This is a genomic window from Rubripirellula amarantea, from assembly GCF_007859865.1.
In the GTDB taxonomy this organism is placed as follows: domain Bacteria; phylum Planctomycetota; class Planctomycetia; order Pirellulales; family Pirellulaceae; genus Rubripirellula; species Rubripirellula amarantea.
In genome coordinates this window covers 1658385-1670482 of sequence record NZ_SJPI01000002.1, presented here as the reverse complement: position 1 = coordinate 1670482, position 12098 = coordinate 1658385, and the positions used below count along the sequence as shown (strand labels likewise).

12 protein-coding genes are annotated in these 12098 nt (G+C 53.6%); 5 read left to right on the top strand and 7 right to left on the bottom strand.

Annotation, left to right across the window (positions count from 1 at the left end; genetic code table 11):
- Positions 1 to 20: 20 nt before the first annotated feature.
- Positions 21 to 1367: an EF-hand domain-containing protein gene (locus tag Pla22_RS19680; RefSeq protein ID WP_146516433.1), complete on the top strand. Its 1347-nt coding sequence runs from the start codon at positions 21 to 23 to the stop codon at positions 1365 to 1367.
- Positions 1368 to 1370: 3 nt separating this feature from the next.
- On the opposite strand, the gene Pla22_RS19675 is transcribed toward Pla22_RS19680, so the two are convergent.
- The 6 genes from Pla22_RS19675 to Pla22_RS19650 form a co-directional block, all read right to left on the bottom strand.
- Positions 1371 to 2453, bottom strand: a complete 1083-nt coding sequence (locus tag Pla22_RS19675) for a mannose-1-phosphate guanylyltransferase (protein WP_146516432.1) — start codon at positions 2451 to 2453, stop codon at positions 1371 to 1373.
- A 109-nt stretch (positions 2454 to 2562) separates the two neighbouring features.
- A complete protein-coding gene (rpoN, locus tag Pla22_RS19670) occupies positions 2563 to 4041 on the bottom strand; it encodes an RNA polymerase factor sigma-54 (protein WP_456239040.1) in 1479 nt (492 codons plus the stop codon).
- A gap of 151 nt (positions 4042 to 4192) precedes the next feature.
- Positions 4193 to 4792, bottom strand: coding sequence for a recombination mediator RecR (gene recR / locus Pla22_RS19665; RefSeq protein ID WP_146516430.1), 600 nt, complete (start codon positions 4790 to 4792; stop codon positions 4193 to 4195).
- 87 nt (positions 4793 to 4879) lie between these two features.
- Positions 4880 to 5236, bottom strand: a complete 357-nt coding sequence (locus Pla22_RS19660; protein ID WP_146516429.1) for a YbaB/EbfC family nucleoid-associated protein — start codon at positions 5234 to 5236, stop codon at positions 4880 to 4882.
- A gap of 70 nt (positions 5237 to 5306) precedes the next feature.
- Positions 5307 to 6005, bottom strand: a complete 699-nt coding sequence (locus tag Pla22_RS19655) for a class I SAM-dependent methyltransferase (RefSeq protein ID WP_242632172.1) — start codon at positions 6003 to 6005, stop codon at positions 5307 to 5309.
- 369 nt (positions 6006 to 6374) lie between these two features.
- The gene (locus Pla22_RS19650; RefSeq protein ID WP_146516427.1) at positions 6375 to 7361 is read right to left on the bottom strand and encodes a CDP-alcohol phosphatidyltransferase family protein; all 987 of its coding nucleotides are present in this window, start codon (positions 7359 to 7361) and stop codon (positions 6375 to 6377) included.
- Between the two features lie 319 nt (positions 7362 to 7680).
- Here Pla22_RS19650 and nadB point away from each other — a divergent pair, with 319 nt between their 5' ends.
- A complete protein-coding gene (gene nadB, locus Pla22_RS19645) occupies positions 7681 to 9354 on the top strand; it encodes an L-aspartate oxidase (RefSeq protein WP_146516426.1) in 1674 nt (557 codons plus the stop codon).
- Between the two features lie 144 nt (positions 9355 to 9498).
- On the opposite strand, the gene Pla22_RS19640 is transcribed toward nadB, so the two are convergent.
- The gene (locus Pla22_RS19640) at positions 9499 to 10284 is read right to left on the bottom strand and encodes a 7-carboxy-7-deazaguanine synthase QueE (protein ID WP_146516425.1); all 786 of its coding nucleotides are present in this window, start codon (positions 10282 to 10284) and stop codon (positions 9499 to 9501) included.
- 36 nt (positions 10285 to 10320) lie between these two features.
- Between Pla22_RS19640 and queF the strand changes: the two genes are divergently transcribed.
- The 3 genes from queF to Pla22_RS19625 all read left to right on the top strand — a co-directional run bounded on the left by queF (position 10321) and on the right by Pla22_RS19625 (position 12085).
- The gene (queF, locus tag Pla22_RS19635; protein ID WP_146516424.1) at positions 10321 to 10683 is read left to right on the top strand and encodes a preQ(1) synthase; all 363 of its coding nucleotides are present in this window, start codon (positions 10321 to 10323) and stop codon (positions 10681 to 10683) included.
- Positions 10684 to 10868: 185 nt separating this feature from the next.
- On the top strand, positions 10869 to 11867 hold the full coding sequence (locus tag Pla22_RS19630; RefSeq protein WP_146516423.1) for a TIM barrel protein: 999 nt from the start codon (positions 10869 to 10871) through the stop codon (positions 11865 to 11867).
- A gap of 5 nt (positions 11868 to 11872) precedes the next feature.
- Entirely contained in the window at positions 11873 to 12085 is a 213-nt protein-coding gene (locus Pla22_RS19625; RefSeq protein WP_146516632.1) for a SlyX family protein, read from the top strand.
- Positions 12086 to 12098 lie beyond the last annotated feature (13 nt).

Below are 12098 nucleotides of genomic sequence, written 5' to 3'. Positions count from 1 at the left end.
GATCCGGGGTTCTACTACTTATGATCTCGACTAAATACACTCTGACATTCGTTCTTAGCACCGTCTTGTTGATGTGCTTCGCCAGTGGACCTGTTTCGGCCCAGCCCCCTTGGGGCGGCGGTGGCGGCGAACGTGGTGGCCGCGGTGGGTTTGGCGGCGGAGACCGAGGTGGGTTTGATCCCAGTTCGTTTTTGGATCGCCTCGACCGTAACGGGAACGGTGTGCTTGATCCCGACGAGCAGGAAGGGCCGGCTCAGTTTTTGATCCGACGGATGCAATCGAGCGATTCAAGCATCGAAGTGGGAAAGCCAATTCCGATCAGTAAGATCAAAGAAGGCTTTGATTCGATGCGGCGGGGACGAGAAGGTGGTGGCGATAGCGACAGTGATGGAGGTCGTGACCGAGGACGCGGTGATGACCGTGGACGCGATCGGGGCCGTCGTGGCGACGATTCGGCCGGCGATGAGGCTTTGATCGCTGAGCTGCTGGTTCCTGGTTTTGGGTCTACCGAATCTTTGGGGTCGCTGATGGGCTTTGGCGCAACCGCTGAACTCCTGACATCGGAAGTCTCGGAAGCCGATCGAGTTGAAGCGAAGAAGCGGATTGCCTATTTCGATAAGAACAAAGATGGCGTTTTGTCGAAGGACGAATTGACCAGTCAGTTCGCTGGCAATCCGCTGGACTTCGATCGCAATCGTGACGGACGATTGACCATGGATGAACTCGCGGTACGTTACGCTCGCCGACGCGAAGGGGCCGAGGAAGCTCGGCGTGAAAATAGTCGCGACCGAGAAAGCAAAGATACCGGGCGAAGAACCGAGACGGAGATTCCAGACATCTACAATGGCCGCAAGTCGTACCGTGCGATGAGTGAGCGTAGTCGGCCCGAGGGATTACCAGGATTCTTTGCCGAGAAGGATTCCAACGGCGATGGCCAAATCTCGATGGCGGAGTTCACCGACGAGTGGACTGATGAGTCAGTGAATCAGTTTCTCGATTCCGATTTTAATAGCGATGGCGTGATCACGGCCGATGAAGCGATGCGAGCCGTCGAGGAAGGCACCGTTTCGCAATTGATGGCGTCTTCCAACATCGGTGGCAGCCAAAGTTTTTCGGCATCGTCATCGATGGCGACCGAGTCGTCTGTGGCTTCGTCGCCTGCGTTATCGGGCGGTCCGATTGATCCGAAATATATCAGCGTCGCCGAACGTATCATCAAACGTCGTGATAAGAACAACGATGGCATGCTGACGCCATCGGAGTGGAAAACGATGTTGATGAGTCCGGCCGACGCCGACGCCAATCGAGATGGAAAGATTACCGTCGAAGAATATGCCCGTTGGACAATTTCACGCGAACGATCTTGATCGCTAAAGTTTGTCGGTCATACCGCGTTCTTCGAGAGCCTTTACGGCTTCGCGGACACGTTCTTCGGCTGCTTTGGGGGCGACTAAGGTTGCATCTTTTGTCTGCACCACAATCAAATCATCGACATCAATGGTGACGATCACGTGGTCAGGCTGGCCGACGATGATGCTGCCTTTTGTGTCAATTCCGATGTGTTGACCGACAACGGTATTGTTGTTTTCATCCGGATCTTGCAAGCGCGAAAGTGCTTGCCAGCTTCCGACGTCGTCCCAAGGGAACGGAGCTTCGATCACGACAACGTTGTCGTAGGATTCCATCACGGCATAGTCGATTGATGTGCCTTTGATGGCACTAAACTCTTTTTGCAGGACTGAATCGAAGTCAGTGCTGCCCATTGCGTCGGCGATCTTGGAAAGGTGGTCGCTCATTTCGGGAACGTTCTTCTTGAGCGCGTCGGTGATCGTCGAAGCTCGCCACAAAAAGATGCCGCTGTTCCAATAGAACGTGCCTCGATCAAGATACTCTTGGGCAGTGGTGGCGTCGGGCTTTTCACGAAACTGCTTCACGCGAAAAGCGCTGACGTCCCCAGCATCCAGAGTCGCAGCATCATTTCGCTCGATATAGCCGAACGATTCGGCTGGATAGGATGGCTTGATCCCAAAAGTTACGATCCGAGTTGGGTCTTCCTCGATCAGTTTTTCACCGGCTTTGATTGCCGCTTGGAACTTTTCGTGCGAGGCAATCACGTGATCCGAAGGCATCACAACCATGATCCCATCAGCGTCGATACGTTGGATCATGGCGGCAGCCAAGCCGACGCAGGGGGCGGTGTCGCGCTTGCACGGTTCACCCACAACGTTCTCGGACGGCAGTTCTGGTAATTGTTCACGGACTGCGTCGGCCAACAGTTGATTGGTGATAATCCACTGTTGCTCTTTGGGCACAAGATCGCCCAAGCGATCCACCGTCGATTGAATCATGGTTCGCTGACCCGAGAGTGCCAGCAGTTGTTTGGGCTTTAGTTTGCGAGAAGCGGGCCAAAATCGAGTGCCGCTACCGCCGGCCATGATGACAGCGTGGAGCATGTTGGTTCTTTCGTTGTGTTGGTACGTGCGTTCGCTCGAGGGAGCGTAACGGTAACCAACACAACGCTAACCGCACAAGAGACGTCGGGCAGCAGCCAATGTCCTAGTCTTAAGACTTTTTGGCCAAAGACCAATCTCGACGTTGGCGACTGCTAGGAATCCCCATCTTCTTGCGGTACTTGGTCACGGTTCGGCGAGCGACGGTCATTCCCGCGGCCTTTAGTTCGTCCACTAATTTTTCGTCGCTATGAGGATCGCTCTTGTCTTCCTTGTCGATCAGTTCTTGCAACTTGATTCGAATGGTGTCCCAAGCAACGTCTTCCCCGTCTTCGGTTTGAGTACCGCCGACGAAGAATCGCTTCAAGGGAAGGATTCCGCGAGGCGTTTGGATCCATTTGTCATCGACGGCACGGCTGACGGTGGTTACGTGGACGCCCACTTTGTCAGCGATTTGCTGCATCTTAAGTGGTTCGATGGCTTCAGGGCCTTCGTCGAGAAAACGTTTTTGGTGTTCGACGATTGCCTGCGATACTTTCGTCAACGTGCTGCGACGTTGCTCGATCGAATCGATCAACCATTGAGCACTGTTGATCTTATTCTTGATGAACTCACGCTCTTCGCTCGTCGCATTCGGGTCTTGCAAGCGACGGCGGTAATATTCGCTGATAAAGAGCGAAGGAATGCGATCGTCATCGAGTCGCACTTTGTATTCGCCGGATTCGTCTTGTTCCAAGATGATGTCCGGGGTCACATTCGGGACATAGGTCTCCATGAATGCGGCGCCTGGCTTCGGATTGAGACCGTGTAATTCATCGCGGACGGTTTGAATCAGGTCAATGGAATAGTTCGTCGCCTTGGCGATCTGGGGCAATCGATTTTCAGCCAAGTCGACGATGTGGTCACGAACCAAGGTTTTCATTTCTTCATAGTGAGAAAACGAAGGATTGATTTGCATCAGCAAACATTCGCTAAGGCTGCGAGCAGCAATCCCCGTTGGTTCAAGCGACTGAACGATTTTGAGGGCACGTTCGGCCTTTTCGATGTCAGCTTCAGTGTGTCCGGACATCAAAAGATCAGCCAAGGGTGTCCGCAGGTAGCCACCGTCCCGGGCATCGAGAGTGGAAACAATACGTTCGGCCATCTGCTCAATGTCGTCGTCGATATCCATTTCCGCGAGTTGGTGAAGCAGAAAGTCGTTCAACGATTCAGGTCGAGAAACCGCATTGGCCATCAAGTCGTGGCGACGGTCGCCATCATCGGCAATCGCTCCGGCCGATCGGCGAAAGGAATCGTCGAAGGTGCTCGGCATTTCCGAGACCATGTTCTGCAAGCGTTCGAAGTCTTCCTGGTTGTCGTGATCGTTATCGACAACCAGCTCTTTCTCGTTTTCGCTGCGAGTATCCTTGTCGCGTTCCTCGTCGAGTTCGTCGGGGGCGAGCGGATCGTTTTCCTGTTGTTCGAGCAACGGATTTTCATTCATCTCTTGCTCAACGCGTTCCTGCAATGCCATCGTTGGCAATTGAAGGATCTCCATGGACTGAATCATCCTTGGAGCGAGCTTTTGCGTTTGCAACTGTCGGGCTTGCATGCCCATTGACATTCGCATGAGTGATCTCACAAACGGTTTTGAAGGAGCGTCGAAAAGGGATTAGGAATAACAAGACGCCGCAACACTTGCTTCGATTCACCTTGCCAGTCACTGTGCACGTGAGTCACTGGTGCGAATCTTGTTCCCGTCATTATAGTTTTTGTCGGCCGGTTAGGGCATCGGCAATCATCTCACGATTTGCATATTCCAGAACACTTCCTGCGGTGATGCCGCGAGCAAGCCGAGTAATCTCGACGGGAAACTCGCTCAGCAGATTGCTGATGTATAACGAGGTGCCATCACCCTCAACCGTGGGGTTGGTGGCCATGATGATTTCGGTGAAATTGCCCGTTCGGACGCGATCCACCAACGCTTCGATGGTCAACTGATCAGGGCCGATGCCTTCTAGGGGAGCAACGCGACCCAGCAGCACATGATACAGGCCTTTGAAGACCCCCGATTGTTCCAAGCTCATCAAGTCGCGAGGCTGCTCGACGACGCATAGCTTGGTGGTGTCACGAGAAGTGTCCGAGCATAGGGCGCAGGTGTCCGCCTCGGACAGGTTAAAACAGGTTTCGCAGTAGCGAACGTCCTGACGCACTCGGCGAATCGCTTCAGCTAAAGCGAGCGCTTCCGATTCACTGACTCGCAAGAGATGAAAAGCGAGTCTTTCGGCGCTTTTTCGCCCAATTCCTGGCAGGCGACCGAGTTGTTCGACAAGCTCAGCAACCGCTCCTGTTTGATCACTCACGTTCGTTTTGCCAAAGATTCAGAGGTTGGGGAATGCGGACAAAGAGAGTCAACGCAAACTGAATTGGCAAGTCGGTCATCAACGATTTCAGCCGCCACCGGTCAGCGAGGACAAGATATTATCCATGCCGGGAAGGTTCAGGTCCATTTCCTGGGTCATATGCGACATGGCTGACGCAAACAATTGCTTGGCTGCGGCGCCGGCCGCATTCGTCGCGTCGACGATGGCTTCTTCCATCTCGGCACCCTGCAATTCGGGATCGACCTTTAGCGATTGGACATGGCCGACGCCGTTCATGGAAACCGTCACGCGACCGCAACCACTGCTCGCGGTCACCGTTTCAGATTTCATTCGTTCGTTGAGCTCTTCGAGTTTCTGAGGCAGGCTTTGTAGCGAGCCCATCATCGACGCGATATTGCCGAGGTTGCCAAGTCCTTTGAACATTCGGAGAGTCCTTAGATAAATACGTGAAGAAAGAGGATGCAGCGTCGTCGCTCAGGTCGCTAAGCGTCGACTAGGCGGTAGCCAATTCTGGTTTGCAGGTGGCTTTCATCACCGTGAAGAGCGACAACTTGCTGGTCTTGTAGCAATCGTCCAAACGGAGTGGCAGGTCGCTGATCACTTCATCGATGTTCAAGTCCGTTCGCCATCCCAATCGCTTGGTGATGTTGCCGGCTGAATCGACGACGCGGGCGATCAACGGGTTTTCGCTTCGGAAATGGTTGATCAACAGGATTCGTCCGCCTGGCTTACAAACGCGAACGATTTCGCTCATCATCTTTCGGGGGTCCGAGACAACGCTGATGGTATGAAAGGACATGACCATGTCGAACGATGAATCAGGGAACTCTAAGTTCTCTGCATTCATGGGCAACACGTTGATATGTTGGTAGCCCTTTTCGTTAATTAGGTTTTGCGCTTCGGCCAGCATGGCCTCGGACAAATCAACGCCGGTCAACGAAATGTTGTGCGGGTAGCTGTCGAGCGACATGCCAGTTCCCACACCGACTTCAAGAACCTTCGAATCCGGAGGAATGCTTAACGATTCGATCGTTGCAATGATGCGGCGCCGAGCGACCGCCGGCCAAAATGCTTGGTAGGTCGGTACAAGGCGGTTATAGAAGGGACTGCTGTGAGGTTCAGGAATTTTCTTGGTCGAGTTTTTGACACCGCTTGAATCGGTATCCTTTTCGGCAAGCGAAGCACCACTCATGGACATTGCACCTAGAGACAACAAATGAAACTGTGTTTAAAGGATCACGAATACGGCGGACAAGTCAACCACGCGAGCCGATCGAACCATAACTGTTAACCTGTTGTCAGTAAACACGTTAGATCGCTGCCAGCCTTTAGGAGTTGCTCGAAAGGTTTGTTTTATTACACGCCCGATACAAATCGGCCGTTAAGGATTCGCTAACCGCACTGGTCGGTGGTCGCTGCAGGCTTCAAACGCGACCAATTTCATAAGGCGAACAGGTGTGGTTTCATGCAAAGGACCGCCACCGACGTCAAAAGTCATTAACGGTAAGCAACATCAGCAGTAACCGACCTGGACAGTAAGTAACGCAAATGGAGGCGACCTTTAGGAACCCTCGGGGGCGGGACGCGATCGCTCGCGAACTCGTTTAATCAGTCCTTCCATGGGTGATCGAAAGGCGTAGTAGCAGAACGCTAACGGTAGGACCAACCCGTGAATCAGGAACGCTCCGATCAAGATGAAAAGAGCTTGCCCAATTTGGTGTGGTGAACGACGCCCACGAATAAGTTGTTGAAAGATATGAGGATATTGGAATCGTGACACCATCAAGAACGCAAGTACTAGTGCCAAACAAGGGATAACGTAATGGAATGCGTGCAGGGCCATTTCCGCAAGCCAGATGACTGTGTCCGCCGGTTGTGTGGCCACTGTGTCGTCGGTTGCCTCGGTGCTGGGAATGTACGAAGCAAGTTCATGAACCGCGATCGCGAACGCAGCAATCGTGCCTGCTGCAGCAGGACTGGGTAGTCCTTCGAAGCCCTCGTGAGTGTCGTCTTCGCCCGTTTCGACATTAAATCGAGCAAGTCGAATCAGCACGCATAACGCGAAAAGCACACCGATCCCCCAGGTCAATTTTAGCGGCAGCAATTCCATCGAATTATATCGCCAAACCAACACAGCCGGAGCCGTCCCGAAAGTGATCGCGTCGCAGAGACTGTCTAACTGAGCGCCAAATTCACTCTCTTGGCCCGTCATTCGTGCCGCCGATCCGTCGAGTGCGTCAAATAACATGCCACCGAAGATCAACACGCCGGCGACCATCAACTTGGTCTCCAAGTCCCACTGCAAATTAACGCTCATTGCGACCGCGATGGCGGCCAGTCCGCAGACCCCGTTGCCAAGCGTGAGCAGGGTGGGCAGGACCGAAAGCGTCGCCTCTCGCCGCCGTTTTCGCTTTTGTTGGCGTTTGATTCGACGTTCGTGGGCTTGTTGTTGGCGAGTCGAGAATTTCTCGTCGTGCTCGCCATCGCCAGGCAACTGCGAATCCGTGTCGGCACTGGCCGAGCGAATGCTGCCTTTCAACTCGCTCATTCGTTGGATGCTTTCGGATGGAGTGACAGAGGAACTGACGGTCGGACGCGTTGCTGAATGCTCTGAATGATAGTCCACGGGCGCAAAAGTGGCATAGGAGTCCCGGTTGGGAATGAATTTAATTGCGGTTCGGATAGCTTGACTAGCACCTAAGAGCCCTATGGCGGACGAGCGAGACGCGACGATTTTTCATCCGCGGCTCAAAAAATCTCGGTCTTTAAGCTATAACAGAACGCTGCGACATCATGACGAATCAAGCCCCTGCCGGCGCTTCGGTGATCGCTTCCCCCAAAACGGTCAAGTTTTCGAAGGTCGATTGATGTTCACGCCGCGCTATCTGTTGCCGTTTGACTCGCAAAGAGCGTACCACCGCTATACCGATATGCTGGTTATCGGTGGTGGTTTGGCTGGACTGCGTGCAGCCAATGCGGCGGGAATTAACCAAAACGTGTTGGTCGTCACGAAAGATGTACTCCGCGAATCCAACAGCAACTACGCCCAGGGCGGGATTGCTGGCGTGCTTGATCCTGATGACTGCTTTGAATCGCATGTTTCAGACACCCTTGCCGCGGGCGGCAACCTGTGTGACCACGATGTCGTCGACATGGTTATCCGAGAGGGGCCGCGTCGAATCGAGGAACTTGTCCGTTGGGGCACTCAGTTCGATTCATCAGACGGTGAGTTTTTGCTTGGTCGCGAAGGCGGTCACTCGCGTGAGCGAATCGTTCATGCTCGAGGTGACGCCACCGGCGCCGAGATCATGCGAGCAGTGATCGAGAAAACTCGCAAAGCCAAGAATATCGAAATCTGGGAAAACTCCTTTACCGTCGATTTGTTGACGTACGAAGGCCGTTGCCACGGCGCAATTATCGTTGACCATCATGGGCAACCAGTAATGGTCTGGGCCAAAGAAACAGTGCTTTGCACCGGTGGTGCAGGACAGGTTTATCGCGAGTCCACCAATCCATCCGTCGCTACGGGCGACGGAACGTCGCTGGCCTACCGTGCTGGTGTGGAACTGCGTGACATGGAGTTCGTTCAATTTCATCCGACGGTGCTGTACATCGCTGGTTCGTCTCGATCGTTGATCACCGAAGCCGTTCGCGGTGAAGGTGCTCATTTGGTAGACGCGGCAGGCCACCGGTTCATGCCTGAGTATGACGATCGCGCCGAACTGGCGCCTCGCGATGTGGTCAGTCAGGCAATCATTCGACAAATGGACAAGACCAAACACTCCAACGTCTATCTTGATTTATCGCACTTAGATGCGGATATGGTACGAGGACGTTTTCCCGGTATCGCAGAAGCGTGTGGCAAGTTTGGGCTCGACATCACAAGTGATCGTATTCCCGTGCGCCCCGGTGCGCACTACATCATTGGTGGCGTTGCTGTTGATCGACAAGGACGCACCAGCATGCCGGGCCTATGGGCGGCGGGCGAAGTTACCAGCAGCGGACTGCACGGAGCCAATCGGCTCGCCAGCAATAGTTTGCTCGAGGGATTAGTTTACGGGGCTCATGCTGGTGAAGCAGCGTCTCGATCGGCGGCTGAGAAACCGCACTTACTCACCGCGTTGCCGATATCCCAACCCGTTCACAAAAGTGGCGAAGCGTTCGACGTCGCCGACGTTCGTGTGTCGCTGAAGAGCTTGATGGGCCGGTTGGCTAGCGTCGAAAGAAACGCGGAAGGCCTGCGAGAGGCTTCGGATTCCATTCGATCGTTCGCCGCCTATGTCATGCAGCATCAATTTACCGATGTCGAAGGTTGGGAGCTGCAGAATCTATTGTTGACGGCATCGTGCATTGTCGAAGCAGCACTGGTGCGAACGGAATCACGCGGAGTTCACTTCCGGTCTGACTTTCCCAAACCAGACGATGAGAATTGGCGACGTCATTTGAAGATTCGCGTCGACGTCGAAGGCGGTCATCCGCGAGTTGGTGAGAAGCTCGAGCCGACCGAACGCACTGAAGCGACCTTCAGCGTCAAAGATTGAGTCGTTGCCTGCTGGTGCGACGCGACGACGCGCGGTTGATTCCCCATTGGCAAACTGCCACCGAAAAACCGCGACCGCCAGCCACCAAGACCCAGCCACCAAGACCTAGCAACCATGACCTAGCGGCAACCAAGCAAAGTAGAGTTAAGTTCCTCTGCGGTTGCCATACCAACGAATTTGCATTCGGTCGCAGTACTGATAGCCGCGAGCTTCACACAACGGATTCAGCCAGGCGGTCGCCTTGTCCATTGCCTCGTTGGTCACGCCTTCGGGCATGATCCAAACATCGTTGGGTTGCGTTTGCAGGGCTGAAACAACTTCCTCGATCTCGTTGAAGTCGTCCGCCGAGGTGACGACAAACTTAAGTTGGAATTCGTCTGAACGATCGATGAGACGACGCATGGCATCGATCGGCATCCGTCGCTGGGAATGCAAAGCATTCCACCGAGGGTGTTTGTCGGCGCTGGGGGTACTTGAAGCCAACTTGGGGCTGATCGACATCAGGTCGCATTCCACGTCGCGATCGATCGTTCCCGCGGTCTCGATCGTGATATGCAAACCCACTTCTCGGAGTTTTTGGGTTAATCCAACGATCTCTTTCGGCAGCATGGGTTCACCGCCTGTTAACACCACGTGCGTCAAGCCCGTCTTCAGCGCCGCGAGAACCAAGTCGTCTACCTTGGTCAGGTCGCCCTGCGGATTCCAGGAAGCGTAGGGTGTGTCGCAGAAGTGGCAACGCAAATTACAGCCGCTCGTACGAATGAAAAAGCTCTCGACTCCCGTAAGCCGGCCTTCACCTTGCCGACTAACGAAGCGCTCAGAAACCTTCAATTGCGCTATCCCCGACGGGCTTTCGCGATCTTCTAGATCAGTCCCCCTGGTCGGTCCAGCGCTGGCCTGCGAGAATTGAGATTCTTGTGAGTTGTCCATCAAACGCAAACTGATTTCGAGCGAAGGTGATATCCATTGAGTGACCAAGACGATTTTCGATCCGTATTGGAAACATTCCCCAATCCCAACCCGGGTCGGAATTTTACGATCGAGCACCATTGCCCCGAGTTTACTTCGGTATGCCCCAAAACGGGACAGCCCGACTACGGGACCATCGTGTTCACATATGTGCCAGACGAAGTATGTGTCGAATTGAAGAGTTTGAAAATGTACCTGCAGCGGTTTCGCAATGAAGGAATCTTCTACGAAGCCGTGACGAACCGGATCATGGACGACTTTTTGGCCGTGGTGAATCCTCGCAGTGCATCCGTAGAAAGCCGTTGGACCCCTCGCGGTGGCTTGCACAGCAACATTGTGATTCGGTATCCCGATACTTGAGATCGCTTTCACGCAAGATCGTTTCGTTTTTGACGGTTCGCCGCTCAGATAGAAATTTGCTGCCCGATTGTTAGGATTGGTAACCCCAGCCCTCTAGATCAGAAAAGAACTGATGTTCTGCTGGGCCTAAGAATTTCCATCGATTGCTATACTTCCCGCCCTTTTCCCACCTTCGATTGCCTTTCATGACTTTCCCGATTCTTATCAGCGGCTTTGCCGACGAAGCTGCCAACGAAAAACTAGCCGTCCAACAGTATTCTGCCTTCGCGGCTGTCGGACTTAGGTACTACTCCATTCGCTTTATCGATGCTGGCGATGGCATCAAGAATGTGATGGGATTGTCCGATGCTGAAATTCAGCACCTAGTGAAGATGCAGGCTGATTACGGACTTAGCGTTAGCAGCATTGGTTCGCCGATTGGAAAGGTTAAGCTTCTCGACATCGATGATGGCACATCCAATAAGTACGTTCCCTTCGATAAATACCTAGCCGAGGACGTATCGATTGCCTGTGATCGTGCGGAAGCATTTGGATCGAAACTGATTCGCGGCTTTGCGTTCTATCATCCCAAAGGTACGAATCCGGAAGATCATGTTGATCAAGTGAGTGATCAGCTCAGTGCGATCGCCGATGCTTGCGATAAGCGAGGCCTGACGTTCGGACTTGAAGTGGAGGCCAACCTAGTCGGCCAGACTGGTCAACTGCTTGAACAGATCGCGGCGAAGGTAAATCACCCCGCGATGCTCACCATTTTCGACGGTGCCAACATTGTCACTCAAGGCTTCACCGCTGACGAAACGTACGGCCAGTACTTAGCTATGAAGCCATCGTTGGGATGGGTTCATATCAAGGATTACCACGATCCTTCGCCAACCGGGCGAATCAGTCATGTTGACGAGGCCAGCCTGAGCAATTTTGTTCCTGCGGATGTTGGCGATAGCGGCCATGAAGCAATTCTGCGTGACATGAAAGACTTCCTTCCTGAATTGCACGCTCGTATGACGGCGCGTGGAGCCGACGGTGTGTTCTTGGATCTTGAACCGCATGTGAAGGGCGGCGGACAGTTTGGTGGCTTTAGTGGTCCCGACGGCTTCGGTGTTGCGTTACGTGGGCTCTGCAATGTCCTTGATTATGTCGGGATTGATTATTCGCTTCGATCATTCGCGGACATCAAGTCATCGTGAGCGACATGGACGAAGACCGGATCACGAAGCTTGAAGTCAGCGTCGGTCATCTGCAGCGTTTGTTCGATCAGTTGAACGAGGTGGTGACGGAGCAAGCGATGCGTGCTGATCGTATGTACCGAAAGATCAGCGAACTGGAACGTCAGCTCAAGGAGTCGAAGGATAAGACTCCTGATTCGCCACCCAGCTTAGAAGATGAAAAGCCGCCGCACTATTGAGCGGCCTGTCTTC